Raw genomic sequence first — 22,634 nt, 5'->3', positions numbered from 1 at the left:
CGGGACAGCGCCCGTCTCAGGCCGCCAGTCCGTGATCGATGGCGAAGCGGATCAGGGCGCGTGTGCTGTCGGCCCCCAGCTTGTCCTTGATCTGGGTGCAGGCGTTGGCGACGGTCTTCTGGCTGATGCCCAGCGCCTCGGCGATGGCCGCCGCGGTCAGGCCACGCCCCACCAGCGCCAGGATTTCCCGCTCGCGCTGGGTCAGCACCGCCAGCGGGTCGTCGGTCGGGGCCAGCGCCATCAGCGCCAGTTCGCGCGCCAGCGCGTGGTCGAGATGCACCCGGCCCGCCAGCACGCTGCGCACCGCCGTCACCAGCGTCTCCGGCGCGTCGTTCTTGGTGACGTAGCCCTTGGCGCCGGCCTTCAGCGCCCGCGCGGCGATGGCGGGATCTTCGTGCATGCTGAAGATCAGAACCGGCACCGCCGGGTTCTCCGCCCGCATCACGCGCAGAACCTCCATCCCGCCGCCGTCCCTCCCCCCGATCCCACCCGGCAGGTTGAGGTCGAGGATGACCACGTCCGGCCTTTCCGAACGCCACAGCGCCAGCGCCGCCGCCACGTCGGCGGCCTCGACGACGCGGCCGAGCCCGGCTTCGGCGAGCAGACTCTGGCAGCCGGCGCGCACCACCGGATGATCGTCCACCAGGAGGATGGTCGGGGTCACGCCACGCCTTCCAGCCCGGCCGGGACACAGGGAAGGCAGGCGGCCACGCGGGTGCCCTGCCCGCCGTCCGATCCGATGCGCAGCGTGCCGCCCAGCGCCCTCACCCGCTCCGCCATCCCGGCGATGCCCAATCCACCCTGCTCCGCCACACCCGGCCCTTCCCTGAACCCCGGCCCATCGTCGGCCACCACGACTTCCACCCGGTCGGTCCAGCGTCGCACCGTCACCGACACGTTGGTCGGCCGGGCATGGCGGAGGGCGTTGACCAGCGATTCCTGCGCCAGCCGGAAGACCGTCAGGCGCAGCACCTCGTCCAGCCCGTCGATGCCGTCCGGCGTTCCGTCCTCGGCCACGTCCAGCGACCAGCGCACCTCCGGCTCCCGCCGAGCCCACTCGTCGATCAGCCCGGACAGCGCCTCGCCCAGCGGCAACTGGTCGAGCAGGGCCGGGCGCAGGCGGACCAGGATGCGCCGGCTCAACCGGTGCACGTCCGCGGCCATGGACAGCACGGCGCGGGCGCGTCCGGCGACCTCCACCCGCTCGCTGATGGTCGCCTCCGGCTTCGGCTCCTCGCTCAGACGCAGGATGCGCCCGGCGTCCACCTTGATGGCGAACAGCGCCGCCCCCAGCTCGTCGTGGATTTCGCGGGCGATGTCCCGGCGCTCGCGGTCCTGCGCCTCGATCAGCCTCTGGCCGAGCCGGCGGTTCTCCCGACCGGCCGCAGCCAGCTCCTCGGCCAGGGCGGCGATGCCGGTGCCCAGCCGGGCCAACTCCGGCACGCCGCCGCCGGCAAGGCCGCCCCGCGGTCCGGGTTCGTAAACGCCTTCGCGCAGGCGCCGCACCGCCGCCTCAATGCGGGCGAGCGGGGCGAGCGCCCGGCCCACCGCCATCCAGGCGGCGCCCAGCAGCAGCAGACCCGCCACCAGCATCGCCAGGGCGAGGTCCCGCATGTCCTCCCAGACCTCGGCCACCTCGTCCTGCGGTTCGGCGACCACGGTCAACAGCACGCGCCCATCGCTCCCGGTCAGCGCATGGGCCTGCGGCGCCACGCCGACCAGCGCCGCGAACCAGCCGGGAACGCCTCCATGGCCGGCATCCCCCTCGCCCAGGGAGTCGGGCGGCGCCTCGCCCGCGATGAAGCGCAGGTGGCGCAGGCCCAGACGGTCGAGCGCCGCGACGGCATCGGGAATGGCCCCCCGCCCGGCCTCCGCCCGCCCGATGGCGATGCCGAGATCAAGGGCGGAGGCCATTTCCGCGCGGACGGCGTCGCGCGCGTTGGCGATCATCACAGCCGCGCCGGCCACGGCCAGCAACGCCAGGAACAGCCCGATCAGGGCCAGCATGCGCATTCGCAACGACATCGCCGTCCGATCCTTCCGACACGCCCCATAGGACCATCGACGGAATGTTAGCGAAACAACCGGTCTCCCCGCCATGCGTCCTTCGACCAAGAAGCGGCGGGCAGGCGGGCCTTTTGCCGCGGCGCCGGGATTTTTTCCCGCCCCATCCGGGACGCTGTCACGCGCCCATTGCCAGAGTTTCGTCCCCGTATCGTCCAATGGAACCGAAGAACCGCCAAGACGAACATTGGGGGCGCAAGACGCGGTGCCGGAACCGGGGCGGATCGGGCGGACGATCCGCCCCGGAAAAAACGGCCTTTCACGGGGGAAACGCATGACTTTATCCTTGGACACCACGCCGGAAACCAAAGCCAGACGGGTCCGGCGCCGAATCATCACCGCGGTGGTGGCCGGATTCCTCGCCTCCACCGCTCCGGCGGCCTGGGGAGGCGCTCAAGCCGCCAATGTCACCTGGGACGACATCGCCAACGACGCCAAGTCGGCCGGCGACGTGCTGATGTACGGCATGGGGGTGGAGGGCAAGCGCTTCAGCCCGCTGAAGCAGATCGACACCAACAGCGTGTCGCGGCTGGTCCCCGCCTGGTCCTTCTCCTTCGGCGACGAGAAGCAGCGCGGGCAGGAGACCCAGGCGCTGGTCCATGACGGGGTGATCTACGTCACCGCCTCCTACTCACGGATGTTCGCGCTGGACGCGCGCACCGGCAAGCGGCTGTGGACCTACGCCCACCGCCTGCCGGACGACATCCGGCCCTGCTGCGACGTGGTCAACCGCGGGGCGGCGATCTACGGCGACAAGGTGTTCTTCGGCACGCTCGACGCCTCCATCGTCGCGCTGAACAAGGACACCGGCAAGGTCGCCTGGCGCAAGAAGTTCGCCGATCACAAGGTCGGCTACACCATGACCGGCGCCCCCACCGTCGTGAAGGACCAGAAAACCGGGCGCATGCTGCTGATCCACGGCTCGTCGGGCGACGAGTTCGGCGTGGTCGGCCGCCTGTTCGCCCGCGATCCCGACACCGGCGACGAGATCTGGATGCGTCCGCTGGTCGAGGGCCACATGGGCCGGCTCGACGGCAAGGACAGCACCCCGACCGGCAACGCCAAGGCGCCGTCCTGGCCGCGCGACAAGGACGGGCAGCTCGTCGAGGCGTGGAACCACGGCGGCGGCGCGCCCTGGCAGAGCGCCACCTTCGACGTGGAGACCAACACCATCGTCATCGGCACCGGCAACCCGGCGCCGTGGAACGGCTGGGCGCGCTGGCCCGGCGACAGCCTCTACACCTCCGGCCAGGCCTACGTCGATCCGACCACGGGCGAGCTGAAGGGCTTCTACCAGCACACCCCCAACGACACCTGGGACTTCTCCGGCAACAACGAGCTGGTGCTGTTCGACTACAAGGACGCGTCGGGCAAGACGGTGAAGGCGACCGCCCACGCCGACCGCAACGGCTTCTTCTACGTCACCGACCGGACGAAGCTGGCGACGGCGGGCGGCGAGGCCAACAAGCCGAACAGCGTGCTGGCGGCCTTCCCCTTCGTCGACGGCATCACCTGGGCCAAGGGCATCGACCTGAAGACCGGCCGCCCCATCGAGGTGGAGGGCCAGCGCCCGCCGCCCCCCGCCGAGGGCGAGAAGCGCGGCAAGGCGGTCGAGGTCTCTCCGCCCTTCCTCGGCGGCAAGAACTGGAACCCGATGTCCTACAGCGAGGACACCGGCCTGTTCTACATCGCCGCCAACCACTGGAAGGAGGACTATTGGACGGAGCATGTCGGCTACAACCCCGGCTCCGCCTATCTCGGCATGGGCTTCCGCATCCACAAGATGTTCGAGGACCATGTCGGTATCCTGCGCGCCATCGACCCGACGACCGGCAAGGTCGCCTGGGAGCACAAGGAGGAGCTGCCGCTGTGGTCCGGCACGCTGGCGACCGCCGGCGGGCTGGTCTTCACCGGGACCGGCGACGGCTACGTCAAGGCGTTCGACGCCAAGTCGGGAGCGGAGCTTTGGAAGTTCCAGACCGGCTCCGGCATCATCTCCTCCCCGGTCACCTGGGAGCTGGACGGGGTGCAGTATGTCGGCATCACCACCGGTTACGGCGGCGCCGTGCCGCTGTGGGGCGGCGATCTCGCCGACCTGACCACCCGCGTGACCCAGGGCGGCTCCTTCTGGGTGTTCAAGCTGGCCGACGTGAAGGTCTCCAGCGCCAAGTAACCGCCGTCAAGTGACCGCCCGCCGGGGCGAGGAAGCGGGCGTACCGGTCCGTTTCCCCGCCCCGGTCTTCATGCATCGCAGCGATGGGAGTTCTCCCCCATGAACCGCCTCTTCCGGCCCGCCTTCGCCCTGTGCGCCCTGCTGTCCCTGTCCGGACCCCTCACCGCCCCCTTGGCGGCCGAGGTCGAAACCGCCAGCCTCGGCGGCGGCGAGGAGGAGCGCGTCACCGAGGTCGCCGGCTGCGTCCTGACCGCCAAGGCAGTCTGCCCCGGCATCGACCTGCGCCACCGCAACCTGCGCGGCCTGTCGCTGGCCGGCGCCGACCTGCACGGCGCCAACCTGATGCGGGCCGACCTGCGCCACGCCGACCTGCGCGGGGCCGACCTCAGCGGGGCCATCCTCGACGGCGCCGATCTGCGCACCGCCTTCCTTCAGGGCACGCGCCTGTCCGGCGCCCGCCTGCGCGGCGCCAACCTGGAATTCGCCCGCGCCAACGGCGCCGACCTGCGGCAGGCCGACCTGACCGCCGCCAATCTGGAGGCGTTGCGCGCCGACAAGGCCGACCTCACCGGCGCCAACCTGGAGGGCGCCAACCTTCAGGAGGCCAAGCTGTCCCTGACCAACCTGTCGCAGGCCAACCTGGAAGGCGCGAAGATCCGCTTCGCCATCTTCCAGGACGCGCTGATGACCGATTGCCGCTCCTGCCCCACCGACTGGTGACGGCAAGGCCGGCGGGCGGAGCTTCGCCTGTTCGGGCGACGTCCGCCCGAGGGAGGAAGCCGAGGCCCCTTACCGGGCGGACACCGCTCGGCTGAAGGGGCTCAGCGGGGCGGCGCGGCTTAAAGCGCCGTCAGCACGTCGTCCAGCGTGGCGAGGAACAGCTTGGCGTCCTCGGACGAGAAGACCAGCGGCGGGCGGATCTTCAGGATGTGCCCCTCCTGTCCGGTCGCGCTGATCAACACCCGGCGCTGGCGCATCCCGTTCACCACGCGGGTGGTCTCCTCCGACGCCGGGGTCTTCAGCTTGCGGTCGCGCACCATCTCGACGCCGATGAACAGCCCGCTGCCGCGCACGTCGCCGATCACCTCGTGCTTGGCGGCAAGCGCGCGCAGGCCGTCAATCATCTCGGTGCCGACCCTCAGGGCGTTCTCCTGCAGGCGGTCCGCCTTGATCACGCGCAGCACCGCCAGCGCCACCGCGCAGGACACCGGGTTGCCGCCGAAGGTGTTGAAATAGCGCTGGCTCTTGCCGAACGCCTCGATCACCTCCGGCCGGAACACCGCGCCGGCCACCGGGTGGCCGTTGCCCATCGGCTTGCCGACCGTCACGATGTCGGGCACCAGCCCGTGGCGCGCGAAGCCCCACATGTGCGTGCCGAGCCGCCCGAAGCCCGGCTGCACCTCGTCGGCGATGAAGATGCCGCCGGCCTTGCGCATCACCTCCACCGCCGGGGCGAGGAAGCCCGCAGGGTCGGTGAAGACGCCGCTGCTGGAGAAGATGGTGTCGACCAGCAGCGCCGCCGGGGCGATCCCCTTCTCCCGCAGGTCGGCGATGGCCGCCTCCACGGAGCGGGCGAAGGCGGCGCCGACCTCGGCCTCCGGCATGCGGTAGCCGTCGGGCGCCGGCACCACGCGGACATGGTCGCCCAGCTTCACCGCGGCGCCCAGCGAGGGCGACATCTCGGCCAGCGCCGAGGTCACGCCGTGGTAGGCGTTGTGCGCGATGACGACGCCGGTGCCGCCGGTGTGGACGCGGGCGACGCGCAGGGCCAGATCGTTGGCCTCGCTGCCGGTGCAGGTCAGCATCAGGTGCGACAGCTCCGCCGGGAACTCCGCCAGGAAGGCTTCGGCGAAGTCGAGGATGCCGTCGGTCAGGTAGCGAGTGTGGGTGTTCAGCACGGCCGCCTGCCGGGCCATTGCCTCCACCACCTCCGGCCGCGAATGCCCGACCGAGGCGACGTTGTTGTAGGCGTCCAGATAGCGGTTGCCTTCGGCGTCATAGAGGGACGAGCCCTCGCCGCGCACGACATGGATCGGGTCTGCGTAGAACAGCCGGTAGGCCGGGCCGAGCAGCTTCTCGCGGCGGGCGATCAGGGCGCGCTCGCGCTCCGGCAGGGACCCGGCGGAGTCGGGCGCGTAGGCGTTGATCATGGTCATGGCGGTTCACACTTTCTGGCAGGCGAGATGGAGCAGGCGGCGCGCGGTGGTGGCCTCATCGCCGGTCAGCCGGTCCAGGCCGGCGAAGGCGCGTTCGGCGTTGCGCAGGATGTAGGCGGCGTTGGCGGGGTATTCGGCGGCCCGCCAGCCGGTGATGCCAATGGTCAGGGCGAGGCGGCCCGCCACCAGATCAGGCAGCAGGTCCACCTCGTCCGCCGTCAGCGGCAGCACGGCGTTGTAGGCGCGGGTCATCTCGACCACGGAGCCGAAGGGCGTCTCGCCGCTGGTGACGTGGTAGGCGAGCGCCGTCGCCAGATCGTTGACCAGCGGCGCCCGCAGCGCGTCGCCGAAGTCGATGATCCCGGTGACCGCCTCATGCCCGACCGGATCGACCACCGCGTTGTGGGGGTTGAGGTCGTTGTGGATGACTTGGTGGCGCAAGGCGGGCAGCCGGGGCGCGATCTCGTCAGTGAAGCGGGCAACGAAGCGCTCGACCATCCCGCGGCGCCGGTCGTCCGTCACATAGTGCAGCCGGTCGGCGACGCTGGCGGTGCGGGTGATGTCCCACAGCAGATCGCGCTCCGAGCCGGGATGCTCGTAGTCGGCCAGCGCCCGGTCCAGCCGGGCCAGCGTCGTTCCCAGCGCCCGCATCAGCCCCGGCGAGGGCGGCGCGGCGTGGAGCGGCGTTCCTTCGAGATAGGTGAGCAGCCGCAGCACCATGGCGCTGCCATCGATCTGGACGATCGCCTGGGCTTCCCCGTCCAGCGTCGGCACGACCCGCGGCACCGGCAAGGCCGGGTCACGGTCGGCCACATGCTGCATGGCCCCGGTCTGGAAGCTTGTGACGGGTTGCGGCTCCGCCGGGTTGGTGAACTTCAGCACATATCCCTGTCCTTCCGGCGTGGCGATGTGGAAGTTGCGGTCGCGCTCGCTGCTCAGTTCGCGGACGGTGCCGGCCACGCCGAACCACCGTTGCAGGATGGCGCCGGCCTCCTCCGTGGAGATTGCCGGCGCGGCGGTGGTCAGAACGTCACCCTGGGTCGGGGCCGGTGTCATCGCCGGTGTCTCCTTGTGGTGCGAAGCGGTCAATGTTTGATGCATCATAGTGGCGGGTGGATCGGCTGAGGACGCGGATGGGATCGGCGAGAATCAGACGGCGAGCGGCTCGGGATGCACGCCGTCGATCCTCTCCAGGATCGGGCCGCTGGCCAGCAGGATGTCGGCCTGGATGGCGCGGGCGGCGGCTGGACCGTCATGGCCGCGGATGGCGTCCATCAGCGGGTAATGATGGTCGATCATCGTGCGCCCGGCGCCGCCATAGACGTCGGCGATCAACGGTCCCATCTGCAGCCAGAGCCGCCGCAGAATGTCGCCGAGCACCGGCATGTCCGCGAACTCGGACACCTTGAAATGGAAGATCTGGTTGAGTTCGGTGGCCAGCGCGGTGTTGCCGGCGGCCATCGCCTCCTCGTTGCGCTTGAGCAGAGCGTCCAAAGCCGCGATCTGCGCGGGCGTGGCCTGTTCGGCGGCCCGCGCGGCGGCCAGCCCCTCCAGATTGACCCGGATGTCGCGGATCTCCAGGTACGTGGCCCGAGTCAGCATCGGAACCCGGATGTCGCGCGGCGAGCGCAGCACCAGGGCCTGATCCTGCACCAGCCGCAGGATGGCGTCGCGCACCGGGGTGACGCTCGTTCCCAGCCGGTCGGCGAGATCACGGATCTTGAGGCGGTCGTTCGGCTTGAAGGCCCCCTTCATCAGGGCCTCGCACAATTTCTGGTAAATCGTGCCGCCGAGATTGTCGTGTTCGAGAAGGGTGAGATCGAACCCGCTCATCCTTCGCCCTTCCCGCCGTTGCCGGTCATCCGATGTATGATGCATCATAATGCCGTGAAAGCGGCCGAAGGTCAAGCCGGCCTGAGCGATCATGCGGAACTGTTGCAATTGGCTTTCTCATAACCCTCTCCCCTCTGGGGAGAGGGTGGCCCGAAGGGCCGGTGAGGGGGTTGCGCTTTTGCCGAGCGTACCGACACGCACAACCCCCTCACCCTAACCCTAACCCTCTCCCCAGGGGGAGAGGGAACGCCTAACGCACTCCCCCCAAACGCCCCTTCCCAACCGGCATTATTGCAATGGCTGTAATGATGAACTGCCAAACCGGGTCATTCTCGTGATCTGCTGACGGGCGCACTCTCGGTGTGCGGATCGGGATGGTCCCGGCCAGCACCGCAGGAGTCAGCCATGAAGCTCTATCATCACCCGCTGTCGGGCCACGCGCACCGCGCCCGCCTGTTCGTCTCCCTGCTCGGACTGCCGCACGAGCTGGTCGAGGTCGACCTGAAGGCGGGCGCACACAAGACCCCCGAATTCCTGGCGCTGAACCCGTTCGGTCAGGTCCCCGTGCTGGAGGACGACGGCGTGGTCGTCTCAGAACTCGAACGCCATCCTGGTCTATCTGGCGAAGAAGGCCGGCCGCAGCGACTGGCTGCCCGAGGACGCCCGGAACGCGGCGGCCGTCCAGCGCTGGCTGTCGGTCGCGGCCGGCGAGGTCGCCTACGGCCCGGCGGCGGCGCGGCTGGTCACGGTGTTCGGCGCCGGCTTCAACCCCGATGAGGTCATCGGCCGCGCCCACACCCTGCTGAAGCGGCTCGACAACCACCTGTCCGGCCGCGACTGGCTGGTCGGCGTCCAGCCGACGATCGCCGACGTCGCCATCTACAGCTACGTCGCCCGCGCCCCAGAAGGCAATGTCGATCTGTCGGGCTATCCAGCCGTCAACGCCTTCCTCCGCCGGGTCGAGGCGCTGCCGGGCTTCGTCCCCTTCGCCCAGACGCCGGCGGGGCTCACAGCCGCGTGACGCGCTGCCTGGGCGCGCGATCCGGCGCGCGCGCTTCTTTCACCGGGGAGACGGGTACCGAGGAGACGGAATATGGGCGAGACCGCGAAGACGCTGCCGATCTGGCATGAGGGCGAGACGTTCCTGCAGAAGAAGGTTGGCGCCGACGTCGCCGAGCGGATGGCGATGGTGGGGCAGAGGGTCATCCGCGACTTCATGCCCGACCAGCACCGCGACTTCTACGCCCAGCTCCCCTTCCTCGTGATCGGCAGCGCCGACCCGGACGGCGATGCCTGGGCGACCGTGCTGGAAGGCCGGCCCGGCTTCCTGTCCTCACCGTCGCCGACCCTTCTCGACATCGCCGCGCGCCCGAACGCCGGCGATCCCGCAGCGGCCGGCCTGACCGATGGGGCGCCGGTCGGCCTCCTCGGCATCGAGATGAACACGCGGCGGCGCAACCGCATGAACGGCGTCGTCACGGCGACGCCCGAGGGCTTCCGCGTCGCGGTCGACCAGAGCTTCGGCAACTGCCCCCGCTACATCCAGCTGCGCGACGCCACGCTGGCCCGCGACCCCGCCCAGCCCTTCGCCAGCGCCGTCGAGAAGCTGACGGCCCTCGATCCGGCGGCGCGGACGGTGATCGAAGCGGCAGACGCCTTCTTCGTCGCCTCCTACGCCGACCGTGGCGACCATCGTCAGGTCGACGTGTCGCATCGCGGCGGCAAGGCCGGATTCGTCCGCGTGGCTGGGGACGGCACGCTCACCATTCCCGACTTCGACGGGAACCTCTTCTTCGCCACGCTCGGCAACATCCTGCTCAACGGAAAGGCGGGTTTGCTCTTCGTCGATTTCGCCAGCGGCGACCTGCTGCAAATGACCGGCGACGCCGCTTTGGTCCTGGACTCGCCGGAGATCGCCGCCTTCCAGGGGGCCGAGCGGCTGTGGACGTTCAAGGCGCGCAGGATCGTCCGGCGACGCGGCGCCCTGGCCCTGCGCTGGACGCTGCGGGCGGACGGCTGGTCCCCCAGCTCACTGATGACCGGCGACTGGGGCCAAGCCGCCGACCGGCTGCGCGCGGAGGAAACGGCGACGCGCTGGCGGCCGATGACGGTGACGGACATCATGGAGGAAAGCGCCTCCATCCGCTCCTTCCATCTGCGGCCGACCGACGGCGCGGGGCTGTTGCCGCATCTGGCCGGCCAGCATCTGCCCATCCGCGTCACCCCGGCGGGCGCCGACACGCCGGTCGTCCGGACCTACACGCTGTCCGTCGCCCCGTCGGACGGGATCTACCGCATCAGCGTCAAGCGCGAGGGCCTGGTGTCGCGGCATCTGCACGACCACGTCCGGGTCGGCGACGTCATCGAGGCGCGCGGGCCGGCGGGCGGCTTCACCATCGACGCCCGCGCGACGCGGCCGGCGGTGCTGCTGGCTGGCGGCGTCGGCATCACGCCGCTGCTCGCCATGCTGCGCCACGTGGTCTATGAGGGTCTGCGCACGCAGCGCATCCGCCCGACGATCCTGGTCCACGCGGCGCGCTCCAAGGCGGAGCGCCCCTTCGACCGGGAAATCGCCGACCTCGTCACTGCGGCGAACGGCGCCGTCCGGCTCGTCCGCGTCCTCAGCGATCCCGGCGAGGCCGTGCCGGGCGCCGATTACGACGCGGTGGGCCGAATCGACATGACGCTGCTGACGCGCATCCTCGGCTTCAACGATTACGACTTCTACGTCTGCGGGCCGCCCGCTCTCACCCAGGCGCTCTACGACGGCTTGCGCGGCCTCAACATCGCCGACGACCGGATTCACGCCGAAGCGTTCGGACCGTCGTCCCTGAAGCGGACGGGAGCGGAGACAGTGGCCGCCGCACCGGCGCGCCGGCCGCCCTCGACCAAGCCGGTGCCGGTCGCCTTCATGAACACGCTCAAGGAGGCGCGCTGGACACCCGGCTCCGGCACGCTGCTCGATCTCGCCGAAGCGCGCGGCCTCGACCCCGCCTTCGGTTGCCGCGAGGGCACCTGCGGGACCTGCCGCACCAAGCTGCTCAAGGGCACCGTCACCTACGTCAAGGAGCCGAGCGCGTCGGTCGCCGCGGACGAGGTGCTGCTGTGCTGCGCCGTCCCCGCCGAAGCGGAGACCGTTGAGGACGCTCCCCTTCAGCTCGCGCTCTGACCTGCCCCTTCACCCCCCTCCCCCGCAAAACGACAGGAGTTCGCCATGCCCCGTCCCCCTCTGCCTCCCTTCAATGAAGAATCCGCCATCGAAAAGGTCCGTCTGGCGGAAGACGGCTGGAACAGCCGCGATCCCGCCAAGGTCGCGCTGGCCTACACCACCGATACACGCTGGCGGAACCGCGCGGAGTTCGCCAACGGCCGCGCCGAGGTCGAAGCCTTCCTGACCCGCAAGTGGAACCGCGAGCTGGACTACCGGCTGATCAAGGAGCTGTGGGCGTTCGGCGGCAACCGCATCGCCGTGCGCTACGCCTATGAATACCACGACGACAGCGGCCAATGGTTCCGCGCCTACGGCAACGAGAATTGGGAGTTCGCCGAGGATGGGCTGATGCGCGTCCGCCACGCCAGCATCAACGAGCACCCGACCGCCGAGGCCGACCGCAAGTTCCGCTGGCCGCTGGGCCGCCGTCCGGACGACCATCCGGGCCTCAGCCACTTCGGCTTCTGACGCGGCGGCTTCTGACGCGGCGGCTTCTGACCCGACAGCTTCTGGCTCGGCGGCGCAGGCGGAGGTTGCTATCCGGGGCGGGTTCGGCCACAGACTGTGACGGGGACGCGGCGAAACGGAGGCACGCATGGACCGGCTGCAGGCGATGCGGATCTTCGTGAAGGTCGCGGAAACGGAAAGCTTCGCCGAAACCTCCCGCCACCTGCATCTGAGTGCGCCCGCGGTGACGCGCGCCGTGGCGGCCCTTGAGGATCTCATCGGTGCCCGCCTGTTCGTGCGCACCACGCGCTCGGTCAAGGTGACCGAAGCCGGCGCGCGTTACCTGGAAGACTGCCGTCGCATCCTGTCGGACATCACCGAAGCGGAAGCCGCCGCGGGCGGCGTCTACGCCACCCCGACCGGAACGCTCGCGGTCACCGCCTCCGCGCTGTTCGGGCCGATGCATGTGCTGCCGATCGTGACCGAGTATCTGGATCGCTACCCCGGCATGCGCGCGCAGACCTTCTTCGTCGACCGTCCGGTGAACATCGTGGAAGAGGGCATCGACGTCGCCGTGCGCATCGGTCACCTGCCGGATTCCGGGTTCACGGCGATCCGGGTCGGCACGGTCCGGCGCGTGGTCTGCGGCGCCCCGGCCTATTTCGAGCGCCACGGCGTCCCGGCGGCGCCGGCCGACCTCAAGCACCACCGCATCGCCGTGTCGACCGGCGCCTGGGCATCGCCGGAGTGGCGGTTCGCCCGGGACCAACGGGTGACCATCGACCCGGTCCTGCAATGCAACACCAACGAGGCGGTGATCGCGACCGCCAAGGCGGGCTGGGGCCTCACCCGGGTTCTTCATTACCAGATCGGCCCGGCCCTGCTGGCCGGGGAGCTTCGCATCGTGCTCGCCGACCATGAGGAGCCGCCCCTGCCCATCCACGTCCTCCACCCCGAGGGACGCCACGCCCCGGCCAAGGTGAGGGCCTTCGTGGACCTCGCCGTGGCCCGCCTGCGCGAGAACCACCTCCTCAATTAGGCGCATGGCCGAGGGGTCAGGGGATGGTCGGCGCCGGTGTGCTCAGGCTCCACATGGCATCGAACATGGACGCCTGGAAGGCCGCGAAATCGGCGCTGTCGAGGATCAGGCCGTAGCTCTCGCGGGCCGACGAGATGACCGAAACCTTGCTGCCGTGGATGAAGCAGGTCATCGCGAGGTTGTAGGTGGCGGGCGCGTAGCGCAGTTCGCGCCGCTCCTCCTGGCTCGACGGCCAGATCGGCGCGATGTCGCGCTCCTCCGAGCGGATCACCCGCAGCCAGATGCCGCGCCGCGCCCGCTCCTTCAAATAGCGCTCCATCTCCTCCAGCCCCGGCTCGACCATCAGCTCCCGCATGGAGAGGGTAGCGCGCAGCTCCTTCTCGTCGCCGCTCAGCGTCTCCCACAGGACGGTGCGGATGCCTTCGGGGCCGGGGTGGAAGCGGACGTTCGGCTGGCCGTTCTCGTGATGGTACATCGACCGCAGGACCGGCATCACGTCTTCGAGCATCTGCCGCCGGGCCTCGCTGCGCTCCAGCAGGATGCCCGGGTCCTGGGCGACCACGAAGCGGCGCTTCCCGTGATCGACGAAGCGGACGAGCCCCTCCGCCTCCAGCTTGGCGAGAGCGTCGTGCGCCGTGGTGCGGGCCATGCCGGCGCCCGCGGCCACCTCCGTGACGGAGCCGCCGCCAAGGCGGATCGTCGTCAGATAGAGCTTGTAGAGCGTCCCCGATATGCCGATCCGGGACAGCTTCTCCTCCAGATTCACCCACGTGCTCCCTTTTGAATCGCGTCGCAACATGCCCGATTCCGCGCCACCCGTCCATCGTCGGTTTTTGCCGATAAATTGCCGACATCCGACATCACCACTTTGGCACAAGGGCGATAAAATGGGCTTTTATCCCGCCATATGCCCGTTAAAACGGCAAGTTTTGGGCTGCCAAGCGTCATTCATTTGTATTTTTCGAATTGACGGATTTTTCCGACACTGTCATCGTTTTGTCGTCGTCCAAGGACGCTGACGTCCCGCGAGACGGCGCCGAACGGTGGAACGAGGGAAGGTGATGGAAGCGAACACGAAAGCGCATGCGGCGCCGCCGCCTTTCATGCAGAGGGCGCCGCGCCGCGCCGTGAGTCCCCGCATTCTGACGGACCGGTCCTTCCGCGCGGCGATGGGCCTCACGGCCTTCTTCGCCGTCTGGCAGGCGCTGACCTCGCTCGGCATCATCGACGCCTTCCTTCTGCCCTCGCCGGTCGCTGTGGCCGGGGCATTGTGGGACATGGCGCTCGACGGCTCGCTGTGGGTCCATCTCGGCGCCAGCCTGCAGCGGGTGGCGGTCGGCTTCGCGCTCGCCTGCGTCGTCGGCATGGCGCTCGGGCTGATGTGCGGCTGGTGGCGCAGCGTCGCGGACTTCGTGCGGCCGGTCGTCGAGGCGCTCCGCCCCATCCCGCCGCTCGCCTGGATTCCGATCACCATCCTGTGGTTCGGGCTCGGCGACGCCGCCTCCTACTTCCTGGTCTTCCTGGGCGCCGTCTTCCCGGCCTTCGTCGCCACCTACACGGCGGTGCGCGGCCTTGACCGGAACCAGATGAACGCGGCGCTCTGCCTCGGCGCGACGCCCTGGCAGCTCTTCACCGACGTGCTGATCCCGGCCTCGCTGCCGATCATCCTGCCGGGGCTGCGGATCGCGCTGGGCGTTGGCTGGATGTGCGTGGTGACCGCCGAGCTGATCGCCGCGCAGACCGGCCTCGGCTACCTGATCCAGCAGTCGCGCATGCTTTTCCAGATCAACAACGTCGTTGCGGGCATGGTGGCCATCGGTCTCGTCGGCTTCGCCATGTCCGCCGTCCTCGAACGGATCGAGCGTCGGGTGAACGCCTGGGCGCCTTCCGAGCGCAATTGAGCAGGAGGCGAAGGAACATGGCCGCCAACACCGCACTCAAGACCCCCTCCCCGCCCCCCGGCGCGCCGCAGGCCCAGCCGGCCGACATCCAGATCGACATCCGGAATCTGGGCAAGGTCTATGGCGGAACCTCGTCCGACAACATGGTGGTCGCGCTCGACGGGGTCGATCTGCGCATCCGCCGCGGCGAGTTCATCTCGCTGCTCGGCCCCTCGGGCTGCGGAAAGTCGACCCTGCTCGGCATCGTCGCCGGTTTCCAGTCGGCGTCGAGCGGGACGCTTCTGCAGAACGGCCGCCCCATCGTCAAGCCGGACCCATCGCGGACGGTCGTCTTCCAGGACTACGCGCTGTTCGGCTGGATGACCGTGCAGCAGAACGTGGAGTTCGGCCTGAAGGCCAAGGGCATGGCGAAGAAGGAGCGCGCGGAGATCGCCCGCTCGCTGATCGACATGGTCCGGCTGACCGGCTTCGAGGAGAAGTACCCGCACCAGATCTCCGGCGGCATGAAGCAGCGGGCGGCCATCGCCCGCGCGCTCGCCCCGGACCCCGACATCCTGCTGATGGACGAGCCGTTCGGCGCGCTGGACGCGCAGACCCGCGTGCTTCTGCAGGAGGAGATCGCCCGCATTTCGTCCGAGGCCGGCAAGACGGTGATCTTCGTCACCCACGGCATCGACGAGGCGGTGTTCCTGGCCGACCGCGTGGTGGTGATGAGCCCGCGGCCCGGCCGGGTGCGCGAGGAGGTCGCCGTGCCGCTGCCGCGGCCCCGCACGGCCGAGATGCGCTCCGATCCCTGGTTCGTCTCTACGGTCAACGACCTGTGGGAGACCCTGAAACCCGAATGGCAAAAAGGGGAATGAACGTGACCTCGACACTCTCGCGCCGTCGTTTCGGCCAACTCGCCGCCGGCATCGCCGCCGCCGCAACCCTCGCCAAGCCGGCGATCCTCCGCGCGCAGGGCGCGGACGTCGTCAAGATGGGCTGGTTCAACACCACCACCGTCTCGGCCCAGATCGCCCATGTGCTGATGCGCACCGACATCGCGGCTCGCAACGGCCTGCGCATGAACATGATCCAGCTCAACGCCTCGCCGGCGGTGAACGAGGCGATCGTGTCGAACGCGGCCGACGTCGGCACGCTGTCCGACTTCGCCGCCGTCACCACCATGGCGGTCGGGGCGCCGGTCACGACCATCGCTTCGCAGGCGCGGTTCCGCTCGGCGGTGCTGGTGACCAAGAAATCGGGGATCACCGACGTCGCCGGGCTGAAGGGCAAGCAGGTCTACGGCACCTTCGGCATCACCGCCTTCCAGAACGCCCAGGAGGCGATGATCAAGGCCGGCCTCACCCCCGGCCGCGACATGACCTTCGTCAATGTCGGGCCGGCGGAGCTGGCCGACGCGGTGGGCGCGCAGCGGATCGACGCCTTCTTCACCTACGACCCGTTCGTGAGCTTCTTCGAGAACGCGGGCTTCGCCCAGGTCGTTTCGGAGAACCTGACCCCGGTCATCGTGCTGACCGCGAATAACCGCTTCTTCAAGGACCGGCCCGAGGTGGCGGAGCGCTTTCTGCTCGCCAACTCCCAGGCGCTGTACTTCGCCAGCCAGAACCACGACCTCGTCAACGGCTGGTTCCGCTCGCTGGAGCCGGCGAAGAACATCCCGGAGGCCGTGCTGGAAAAGGCGTCGGGCTACGACCCCGCCTGGAACGCCAAGGCGCCCACCGACATCAAGGCGGCGCTCTCCGACGAGCAGATCAAAAAGCTGAACCAGCTTGCCGAATGGGGCGTCGAGGCGAAGCTTCTGCCGCGCCTGCCGGACGTTTCGAAGTTCGTCGACACGACCATCGCCGGCAAGGTCGACGCCGCCTTCGCGACCCAGAGCTTCGATCCGAAGACGGTCAAGATCGTCGGCTGATCGGCCGGCGATCCCGACGCATCGCGCAGGACGGGGCGGCGGCCGTGCCGGGCCGCGCCGAAGGAGACTTCATGACCCTACGACTTGACGACGCCCCCGCCCCTCCAACGCGCCATTTCGACTTCGCCACGCTGCCGGCGCCCGACCGCTACCGCCTTCTGACCGCCGCGGTCCTGCCGCGGCCGATCGCCTGGGCGGTCACCCGCTCGGCCGAGGGCCGGGTGAACGCGGCCCCCTATTCCTTCTTCAACGTCTTCGGCTCCGACCGGCCGGTGGTCTGTCTCGGCGTGCTGGCGCGCCCGGACCGGCCGAAGGACACGGCGGTCAACATCCGGGCGACGCGGGAATTCGTGATCAACCTCGTCCCCTTCGACCTCGCGGAGGCGATGAACCTCACCTGCGTCGAGGCGCCGCCCGAAGTGGACGAGACCCGGCTCGCCGGCCTCGCCACCCTGCCGAGCGTCGCGGTCCGGCCGCCGCGCATCGCCGCATCGCCGGTCGCCTTCGAATGCCGTCTGATCCACGAGTTCGAAAGCGGTCCCGGACAGTGGCTGTTCGTGGGCGAGGTGCTGCACGCCCATGTCGCGACGCGCGTCCTGACCGGCAACCCCGACCGCCCCCGCATCGACCATGAGGCGCTCGACCTCGTCGCCCGCATGCACGGCCCCTCGGCCTATCTGCGCACCCGCGACGTCTTCGATCTGGTCCGGCCGGTCTGGGCCGACACCGCGCCTCAACCCACCGAAACACACTGCAAGGAACGACAAGCATGACCAAGGTTAAAGTGGCCGCGGTGCAGGCGGCGACGGTGCCGTTCGACGCCGCCGCTGCGACCGCCCGCACGGTCGACCTGATCGCCGAGGCGGCGTCCACCGGCGCGTCGCTCGCCGTCTTCCCGGAGGCCTTCATCGGCGGCTACCCGAAGGGGCTCGACTTCGGCTGCTCGATCGGCCGGCGCACGCCGGAGGGGCGCGCCGACTTCGCCCGCTACGTCCGCGGCGCGATCACGGTGCCGGGACCGGAGACCGAGACGCTGTCGGCGGCCTGCGCGCGGCACGGCATCCATGCGGTCGTCGGCGTCATCGAGCGTGACGGCGGGACGCTCTACTGCACGGTGCTCTACCTGTCGCCGGACGGCCAGATGGGCAAGCACCGCAAGGTGATGCCGACCGGGTCGGAGCGGCTGGTCTGGGGGTTCGGCGACGGCTCGACCCTCACCGTCATGGACACGCCGTTCGGCCGTGTCGGCGGCGCCATCTGCTGGGAGCATTACATGCCGCTGATGCGCGCGGCCTACTACGCCAAGGGCGTCCAGCTCTGGGCGGCGCCGACGGCGGACGACCGTGAAAGCTGGATCGCCACCATGCGCCACGTCGCCATGGAGGGGCGCTGCTTCGTGATCGGCGCCTGCCAGGTGATGCGCCGCTCCGACTTCCCGGCGGACTACGCGAGCCGCATCGACGCCGGGCCGGACGAGTGGATGATGCACGGCCGCTCGGTCATCGTCGGGCCGCTCGGCGAGATCCTCGCCGGCCCGCTGGTCGACGCGGAGGGCATCCTGACCGCCGAGGTGGACGTCGAGGATCTGGTCGGCGCCAAGCTCGATTTCGATCCGGTGGGCCATTACGCGCGGCCGGACCTGTTCAGCATGCGCGTCGACGAGACCCCGCGCGCGCCGGTCGCCACGGTGCGCGAGACCGCCCTTCCTGACCGCAACGAGAAAATCGAAGAAGCGGCCTGACGGGCAAGGTGATCGTATTGAAATCCCCTCTCCCCTCTGGGGCTCGAAGCCGCCGGCCGGAGGCCGGTTGAGCGCCGAAGGCGATCAAAGGCGGAGAGAGGACGCGAGACTTGCGAGCGACCGGGTTAGGGTGAGGGGGTTGCGCTTTTGCCGAACGTATCGCCACGCGCAATCCCCGCTTCCAGCGGGCGCCGGGCGATTAATGCCGGTTAATGATCGGCGCCTTGTAACTGATAATGCTTCTCATGATCATTTGCGGGAAATTTGGCCCTGTCCGGACGGGCCGACCACACCGCATCTTGTCAAGGGAAGCTCCCAATGCCCGACACCCGCCTGCCCACTGTCCTTCCGATTGCCGATCCCATCCTGTCCGTCTTCCCCGGCTGGGAAAACGGCGCCGCCCGCCCGACGCGGCTGGAGGTGGACTGGACCGATGCCCTGAGGAAGCTGGACGTCCTGGGGACGGTCCGGGTCGTCACCGGAAACCGTAGCATCACCCACGGGAAGACCGGGCGCTTCGGCAATGTTGACGGCAACGGCCCGGCCCTGATCGTGCTGAACCGCGAGGTCGACCTGCGCGTCTTCCCGCGCCACTGGACCATCACCGTCCACACGCCGGAAGCGGACGGCGAGGCCGAGGCCATCCGCGTCTTCGACCGCCACGGCCGCGCCATCCACGCCATCCACCGCACCGCGGAGACCAACGCCGCCGCCTGGGACGCCTTCCTGATCCTGCACCGCGCCGCCGACCAGGACGCGCCGGTCCTGGAACCCCTGCCCGCCCCCGCCGCCGAGCGGCCCGACGCCGAGATCGACGTGGAGGGGCTGCGCGCCGCCTGGAGCGCGATGACCGACGTGCACGAGTTCTTCGGCATGTTGAGGACCTTCGGGGTCGGACGCCGGCAGGCGCTGCGCCTCGCCGGGCCGGGCTTCGCACGGGAGCTGCCCGCCGCGACCCTCCTGCCGCTGCTGGAGGCGGCGCGCGACCGCCGCCTCGACATCATGATCTTCGTCGGCAACGCCGGCTGCATCCAGATCCACACCGGCTCGGTAGACCACCCGGCCGCCGCCGACGGGCTGCTGCGCATCGACGACGCCGGCTTCACCCTGCGCGCCATCCAGGCGCGGCTGTCCAGCGCCTGGGTCGTCCACAAGCCGACCGACAAGGGCGGCATCACCACCGTCGAGCTGTACGACGACCAGGGCGACAACGCGGCGATCCTCTGCGGCCAGCGCGACGAGGACAAGCCGGAGCGGGCGGAGTGGCGCGCGCTCGCCGCATCCCTGTGACGAACGGAGGCCGGCCGATGAGGAGCCTGCGCTTTCTCCCCGCGGCGATCGCCGCCACCCTTGCGCTCACCGCCGCCACCCTGGCCGGGGCGGCGGAGCGGCGGATCGTCACCGTCGGCCCGCCGGTGACCGAGCTGGTCTTCGCGCTCGGCGACGGCGGCTCGGTCGTCGGGCGCGACACCAGCAGCCATTATCCGCAGCCGGTGAACGGCCTGCCCGATGTCGGCTACATGCGCGCCCTCTCGGCGGAGGGCGTGATGTCGCTGGCCCCGACGCACGTCCTGGCGATCCAGGGCGCCGGCCCCGAGACGACGCTCGACCAGTTGCGGGCGCTCGGCGTCACGGTGGAGGTCGTGCCGGAAACGCCGACGCTGGCCGGTCTGCTCGACAAGGTGGAGCGGGTCGCCCGCCTGCTCGGCCGGGAGGCGGAGGGGCGGCGGCTGGCGGACTCGCTGAACCGCGACCTCGCCGCTCTGGCCGCCATCGCCGCCCAAGCCGGAACGAAGGACGGCGCGCCGGTCGTGCTCGGCGTGGTCGGCGGCGGGCCCGGCGGTCTGATGGCGGCGGGCAGCCGCTCCGTCCCCGCGGCGCTGATCGCCATGGCCGGCGCGCGCAACGCCCTGGAGGTGGAGCGCGACTATGTGCCGATGTCGTCGGAATCCGTCCTGGCCGCAGCGCCCGACATCCTGCTGGTCAGCTGGTCGCTGGTCGACCGGTCGGGCGGGCTCGACCCGTTCCTGGCGACGCCGCAGCTTGCCCTGACCCCGGCGGCCAAGGCCCGGCGGGTGGCGGTGGTGGACGGGGCGCTGCTGATGGGACTCGGCCCCCGCACGGCCGAGGCGGTCGCCGAACTCACCCGCGTCCAGGGCACCTCTCCTCAAGGGCAACCATGAGCCTGACCTTGTCCATGCCGTCCTCCCGGAAAGGAGACCGGGCGGCGCCGTCTTTCCGGCGCCCACCCCTCGTCCCGGTGCTGGCGGCGCTGGCCGTGGCGCTGGCGCTGGCCGTGCTGATTGCCGTCGCGACGGGCGGCGTGTCCGTCCCGCTCGACCGCAGCCTGTCCCACCTCGCCGCCCTGCTCGGCCTGCCCGGAACGCCGCTGTCCGAACGCGACTGGATGGTGCTGACCATGCTGCGCCTGCCGCGCATCGTCCTGGCCGCCGCGGTCGGGGTGACGCTGGGCGTGGCGGGGGTGGCGCTCCAGGCCGTCTTCCGCAACCCGCTGGCCGATCCCGGGCTGGTCGGGGTGTCGAGCGGCGCGGCGCTGGCCGGCTCCGCCGCCATGGTGTTGGGGGTGTCGGGGCTGGGGCTGGCGCGCAGCGGCCTGTCCCTCGCCACCGTGCTGCCGCTGGCCGCCTTCCTCGGCGCGCTGGCCGCCACCGTGCTGATCCTGGCGATCTCCCGCCGCGACGGGCGCAATTCTCCCGCCACCATGCTGCTGGCCGGCATCGCGGTGAACGCCATGGGCGGGGCCGGCATCGGGCTGTTCAGCTACCTCGGCGACGACCTCGCGCTGCGCCAGATGACCTTCTGGATGATGGGCGGCTTCGGCGGGTCGAGCTGGGCGCAGATCGGGCCGGCGATGCTCCTGATGGGACTGGCGACCGCCGGGCTGCTGGCCGGGGCGCGGCGGCTCGACCTGTTCGCCATGGGCGAGCGGGAGGCCTTCCTCCAGGGCCTCGACCCGCACCGCTTCGCCGTGCGCACGGTGCTTCTGGTGGCGCTGGGCGTCGGGGCGGCGGTGGCGGTGTCCGGCCTGATCGGCTTCGTCGGGCTGATCGTGCCGCACGTCATGCGGATTCTGCTGGGACCGGTGCACCGCCGGCTGATGCCGGCGACGGCCCTGGCCGCGGCGGTCCTGCTGGTCCTGGCCGACACGGTGGCCCGCACCATCGCCGCCCCGGCCGACGTGCCGGCCGGCCTGCTGCTGGGCGCCGTCGGCGGTCCCTTCTTCCTGTGGCTTCTGCGCCTCCGCGCCGGCGCGCTGGGAGGGACCTGACCATGCTGGAAGCGATCGACGCCGGCCTGACCATCGGCCGCGCCCGCCTGCTCGACAGCGTGACCGCCGCGGTGCGGCCCGGCCGGGTGCTGGCCATCCTGGGTCCCAACGGGGCCGGCAAATCCACCCTGCTCTCCCTCCTCTCCGGGGAGCGGCGGCCGACCGCCGGTCACGCCCTGCTGGACGGGGTGGAAATGGCGGCCATCCCGGCGCCGCGGCTGGCCGTCCGCCGCGCCCTGGTGGCGCAGCACCAGCAAGTCGCCTTCGCCTTTTCGGTGGAGGAGGTGATGGAGCTGGCGACCGAGCCCTGGCTGATCCGTCCCGGCGACCGGCGGGCGCTGATCGCCGATTGCCTGATCCGGGCCGGGGCCGGCGGCCTGGCCGGCCGGCTGATGCCCCAGCTCTCCGGCGGTGAACGCCAACGCGTCGCCTTCGCTCGCGCGCTCGCCCAGCTGGCCGCGGGCCGGCACGGGCGCGACGTGGCAGGACCGTCCTACCTGCTGCTGGACGAACCGACGGCCAGCCTCGACCCCGCCCACCAGCACCATCTGCTGCGGGCGGCGCGCGACTGGGTGGAGCGGACCGGCGGCGGCTGCGCGGTGATCCTGCACGACCTGACGCTGGCCGCGCGCTACGCCGACGACGGGCTGTTGCTGGCCGGCGGGCGCGTCGCCTGGGCCGGCGCCATGGCCGACCTGCCGGTGCCGGTGCTGGAGCGCGTCTTCGGCACGGCCTTCGTCCGGCTCGACCTGCCCGAGGAGGAGGGCGTGGTCTACGCCGCCACCGGACGCGCCGCGGCGTCTGGAAAAATCAATTGCGAATGATTATTAATAGCAAACTGAGGACGAGACGGGGCGCCCGAAAG

General features: G+C 70.4%; 22 protein-coding genes. 16 read left to right on the top strand and 6 right to left on the bottom strand.

Annotation, left to right across the window (positions count from 1 at the left end; genetic code table 11):
- Positions 1 to 16 precede the first annotated feature (16 nt).
- Together ACWPN7_RS27500 and ACWPN7_RS27495 are read right to left on the bottom strand one after the other, a co-directional pair.
- Positions 17 to 664 (bottom strand): response regulator, encoded by a 648-nt coding sequence (locus tag ACWPN7_RS27500; RefSeq protein ID WP_459196293.1) that lies wholly within the window; start codon positions 662 to 664, stop codon positions 17 to 19.
- Positions 661 to 2,025, bottom strand: a complete 1,365-nt coding sequence (locus ACWPN7_RS27495; protein WP_459196292.1) for an ATP-binding protein — start codon at positions 2,023 to 2,025, stop codon at positions 661 to 663. The genes ACWPN7_RS27500 and ACWPN7_RS27495 overlap by 4 nt, the downstream gene beginning before the upstream one ends.
- Positions 2,026 to 2,338: 313 nt before the next feature.
- Between ACWPN7_RS27495 and ACWPN7_RS27490 the strand changes: the two genes are divergently transcribed.
- Both ACWPN7_RS27490 and ACWPN7_RS27485 read left to right on the top strand, forming a co-directional pair.
- Entirely contained in the window at positions 2,339 to 4,237 is a 1,899-nt protein-coding gene (locus ACWPN7_RS27490) for a methanol/ethanol family PQQ-dependent dehydrogenase (protein ID WP_407824308.1), read from the top strand.
- A 99-nt stretch (positions 4,238 to 4,336) separates the two neighbouring features.
- Positions 4,337 to 4,957 carry a pentapeptide repeat-containing protein gene (locus ACWPN7_RS27485; protein ID WP_459196291.1) on the top strand — a complete coding sequence of 207 codons (621 nt, stop codon included), beginning with the start codon at positions 4,337 to 4,339 and terminating at the stop codon, positions 4,955 to 4,957.
- A 119-nt stretch (positions 4,958 to 5,076) separates the two neighbouring features.
- On the opposite strand, the gene ACWPN7_RS27480 is transcribed toward ACWPN7_RS27485, so the two are convergent.
- From ACWPN7_RS27480 to ACWPN7_RS27470, 3 genes are all read right to left on the bottom strand, one after another.
- Positions 5,077 to 6,393 (bottom strand): aspartate aminotransferase family protein, encoded by a 1,317-nt coding sequence (locus ACWPN7_RS27480; RefSeq protein WP_459196290.1) that lies wholly within the window; start codon positions 6,391 to 6,393, stop codon positions 5,077 to 5,079.
- Between the two features lie 6 nt (positions 6,394 to 6,399).
- Positions 6,400 to 7,449, bottom strand: a complete 1,050-nt coding sequence (locus ACWPN7_RS27475; RefSeq protein ID WP_459196289.1) for a phosphotransferase — start codon at positions 7,447 to 7,449, stop codon at positions 6,400 to 6,402.
- A gap of 93 nt (positions 7,450 to 7,542) precedes the next feature.
- Positions 7,543 to 8,226 carry a GntR family transcriptional regulator gene (locus tag ACWPN7_RS27470; RefSeq protein ID WP_407824306.1) on the bottom strand — a complete coding sequence of 228 codons (684 nt, stop codon included), beginning with the start codon at positions 8,224 to 8,226 and terminating at the stop codon, positions 7,543 to 7,545.
- A gap of 405 nt (positions 8,227 to 8,631) precedes the next feature.
- On the opposite strand from ACWPN7_RS27470, the gene ACWPN7_RS27465 reads away from it, so the two are divergent.
- The 5 genes from ACWPN7_RS27465 (at position 8,632) to ACWPN7_RS27445 (ending at position 12,923) form a co-directional block, all read left to right on the top strand.
- A complete protein-coding gene (locus tag ACWPN7_RS27465) occupies positions 8,632 to 9,003 on the top strand; it encodes a glutathione S-transferase N-terminal domain-containing protein (protein ID WP_492273522.1) in 372 nt (123 codons plus the stop codon).
- Positions 8,975 to 9,247 (top strand): glutathione binding-like protein, encoded by a 273-nt coding sequence (locus ACWPN7_RS27460; protein ID WP_492273521.1) that lies wholly within the window; start codon positions 8,975 to 8,977, stop codon positions 9,245 to 9,247. The genes ACWPN7_RS27465 and ACWPN7_RS27460 overlap by 29 nt, the downstream gene beginning before the upstream one ends.
- 72 nt (positions 9,248 to 9,319) lie before the next feature.
- Positions 9,320 to 11,395 (top strand): 2Fe-2S iron-sulfur cluster-binding protein, encoded by a 2,076-nt coding sequence (locus tag ACWPN7_RS27455; protein ID WP_459196287.1) that lies wholly within the window; start codon positions 9,320 to 9,322, stop codon positions 11,393 to 11,395.
- 45 nt (positions 11,396 to 11,440) lie between these two features.
- Positions 11,441 to 11,905 carry a nuclear transport factor 2 family protein gene (locus tag ACWPN7_RS27450; RefSeq protein ID WP_349619163.1) on the top strand — a complete coding sequence of 155 codons (465 nt, stop codon included), beginning with the start codon at positions 11,441 to 11,443 and terminating at the stop codon, positions 11,903 to 11,905.
- 127 nt (positions 11,906 to 12,032) lie between these two features.
- A complete protein-coding gene (locus ACWPN7_RS27445) occupies positions 12,033 to 12,923 on the top strand; it encodes a LysR family transcriptional regulator (protein WP_200774822.1) in 891 nt (296 codons plus the stop codon).
- A 16-nt stretch (positions 12,924 to 12,939) separates the two neighbouring features.
- Here the strand turns inward: ACWPN7_RS27445 and ACWPN7_RS27440 are convergent, their stop codons facing one another.
- Positions 12,940 to 13,689 (bottom strand): TrmB family transcriptional regulator, encoded by a 750-nt coding sequence (locus tag ACWPN7_RS27440; RefSeq protein WP_199230067.1) that lies wholly within the window; start codon positions 13,687 to 13,689, stop codon positions 12,940 to 12,942.
- Between the two features lie 361 nt (positions 13,690 to 14,050).
- On the opposite strand from ACWPN7_RS27440, the gene ACWPN7_RS27435 reads away from it, so the two are divergent.
- The 9 genes from ACWPN7_RS27435 to ACWPN7_RS27395 all read left to right on the top strand — a co-directional run bounded on the left by ACWPN7_RS27435 (position 14,051) and on the right by ACWPN7_RS27395 (position 22,593).
- Positions 14,051 to 14,824, top strand: a complete 774-nt coding sequence (locus ACWPN7_RS27435) for an ABC transporter permease (protein ID WP_247881777.1) — start codon at positions 14,051 to 14,053, stop codon at positions 14,822 to 14,824.
- A 17-nt stretch (positions 14,825 to 14,841) separates the two neighbouring features.
- Positions 14,842 to 15,684: an ABC transporter ATP-binding protein gene (locus ACWPN7_RS27430; protein WP_349619164.1), complete on the top strand. Its 843-nt coding sequence runs from the start codon at positions 14,842 to 14,844 to the stop codon at positions 15,682 to 15,684.
- Positions 15,681 to 16,739, top strand: coding sequence for an ABC transporter substrate-binding protein (locus tag ACWPN7_RS27425; protein ID WP_247874651.1), 1,059 nt, complete (start codon positions 15,681 to 15,683; stop codon positions 16,737 to 16,739). The genes ACWPN7_RS27430 and ACWPN7_RS27425 overlap by 4 nt, the downstream gene beginning before the upstream one ends.
- Before the next feature lie 71 nt (positions 16,740 to 16,810).
- A complete protein-coding gene (locus tag ACWPN7_RS27420; RefSeq protein WP_201042334.1) occupies positions 16,811 to 17,512 on the top strand; it encodes a flavin reductase family protein in 702 nt (233 codons plus the stop codon).
- Entirely contained in the window at positions 17,509 to 18,480 is a 972-nt protein-coding gene (locus ACWPN7_RS27415) for a carbon-nitrogen hydrolase family protein (RefSeq protein WP_349619165.1), read from the top strand. Before ACWPN7_RS27420 ends, ACWPN7_RS27415 begins: the two co-directional genes overlap by 4 nt.
- Before the next feature lie 318 nt (positions 18,481 to 18,798).
- On the top strand, positions 18,799 to 19,770 hold the full coding sequence (locus ACWPN7_RS27410) for a ChuX/HutX family heme-like substrate-binding protein (RefSeq protein ID WP_459196286.1): 972 nt from the start codon (positions 18,799 to 18,801) through the stop codon (positions 19,768 to 19,770).
- Positions 19,771 to 19,787: 17 nt separating this feature from the next.
- Positions 19,788 to 20,663 carry a heme/hemin ABC transporter substrate-binding protein gene (locus ACWPN7_RS27405; RefSeq protein ID WP_451996636.1) on the top strand — a complete coding sequence of 292 codons (876 nt, stop codon included), beginning with the start codon at positions 19,788 to 19,790 and terminating at the stop codon, positions 20,661 to 20,663.
- A complete protein-coding gene (locus ACWPN7_RS27400) occupies positions 20,660 to 21,769 on the top strand; it encodes a FecCD family ABC transporter permease (RefSeq protein ID WP_451996634.1) in 1,110 nt (369 codons plus the stop codon). Before ACWPN7_RS27405 ends, ACWPN7_RS27400 begins: the two co-directional genes overlap by 4 nt.
- 2 nt (positions 21,770 to 21,771) lie before the next feature.
- Positions 21,772 to 22,593, top strand: a complete 822-nt coding sequence (locus tag ACWPN7_RS27395; RefSeq protein ID WP_451996632.1) for an ATP-binding cassette domain-containing protein — start codon at positions 21,772 to 21,774, stop codon at positions 22,591 to 22,593.
- Positions 22,594 to 22,634 lie beyond the last annotated feature (41 nt).

The organism is Azospirillum sp. UENF 312511, from assembly GCF_058780635.1.
Note: the sequence above shows the minus strand (reverse complement) of the source record. Positions and strands in the feature narration are given on the sequence as shown.

Coding starts and splice junctions, on each gene's coding strand:
- ACWPN7_RS27495 (WP_459196292.1), bottom strand. CDS start 2,025: ATGTCGTTGCGAATGCGCATGCTGGCCCTGATCGGGCTGTTCCTGGCG.
- ACWPN7_RS27490 (WP_407824308.1), top strand. CDS start 2,339: ATGACTTTATCCTTGGACACCACGCCGGAAACCAAAGCCAGACGGGTC.
- ACWPN7_RS27485 (WP_459196291.1), top strand. CDS start 4,337: ATGAACCGCCTCTTCCGGCCCGCCTTCGCCCTGTGCGCCCTGCTGTCC.
- ACWPN7_RS27480 (WP_459196290.1), bottom strand. CDS start 6,393: ATGACCATGATCAACGCCTACGCGCCCGACTCCGCCGGGTCCCTGCCG.
- ACWPN7_RS27475 (WP_459196289.1), bottom strand. CDS start 7,449: ATGACACCGGCCCCGACCCAGGGTGACGTTCTGACCACCGCCGCGCCG.
- ACWPN7_RS27470 (WP_407824306.1), bottom strand. CDS start 8,226: ATGAGCGGGTTCGATCTCACCCTTCTCGAACACGACAATCTCGGCGGC.
- ACWPN7_RS27465 (WP_492273522.1), top strand. CDS start 8,632: ATGAAGCTCTATCATCACCCGCTGTCGGGCCACGCGCACCGCGCCCGC.
- ACWPN7_RS27455 (WP_459196287.1), top strand. CDS start 9,320: ATGGGCGAGACCGCGAAGACGCTGCCGATCTGGCATGAGGGCGAGACG.
- ACWPN7_RS27450 (WP_349619163.1), top strand. CDS start 11,441: ATGCCCCGTCCCCCTCTGCCTCCCTTCAATGAAGAATCCGCCATCGAA.
- ACWPN7_RS27445 (WP_200774822.1), top strand. CDS start 12,033: ATGGACCGGCTGCAGGCGATGCGGATCTTCGTGAAGGTCGCGGAAACG.
- ACWPN7_RS27430 (WP_349619164.1), top strand. CDS start 14,842: ATGGCCGCCAACACCGCACTCAAGACCCCCTCCCCGCCCCCCGGCGCG.
- ACWPN7_RS27425 (WP_247874651.1), top strand. CDS start 15,681: ATGAACGTGACCTCGACACTCTCGCGCCGTCGTTTCGGCCAACTCGCC.
- ACWPN7_RS27420 (WP_201042334.1), top strand. CDS start 16,811: ATGACCCTACGACTTGACGACGCCCCCGCCCCTCCAACGCGCCATTTC.
- ACWPN7_RS27415 (WP_349619165.1), top strand. CDS start 17,509: ATGACCAAGGTTAAAGTGGCCGCGGTGCAGGCGGCGACGGTGCCGTTC.
- ACWPN7_RS27410 (WP_459196286.1), top strand. CDS start 18,799: ATGCCCGACACCCGCCTGCCCACTGTCCTTCCGATTGCCGATCCCATC.
- ACWPN7_RS27405 (WP_451996636.1), top strand. CDS start 19,788: ATGAGGAGCCTGCGCTTTCTCCCCGCGGCGATCGCCGCCACCCTTGCG.
- ACWPN7_RS27400 (WP_451996634.1), top strand. CDS start 20,660: ATGAGCCTGACCTTGTCCATGCCGTCCTCCCGGAAAGGAGACCGGGCG.
- ACWPN7_RS27395 (WP_451996632.1), top strand. CDS start 21,772: ATGCTGGAAGCGATCGACGCCGGCCTGACCATCGGCCGCGCCCGCCTG.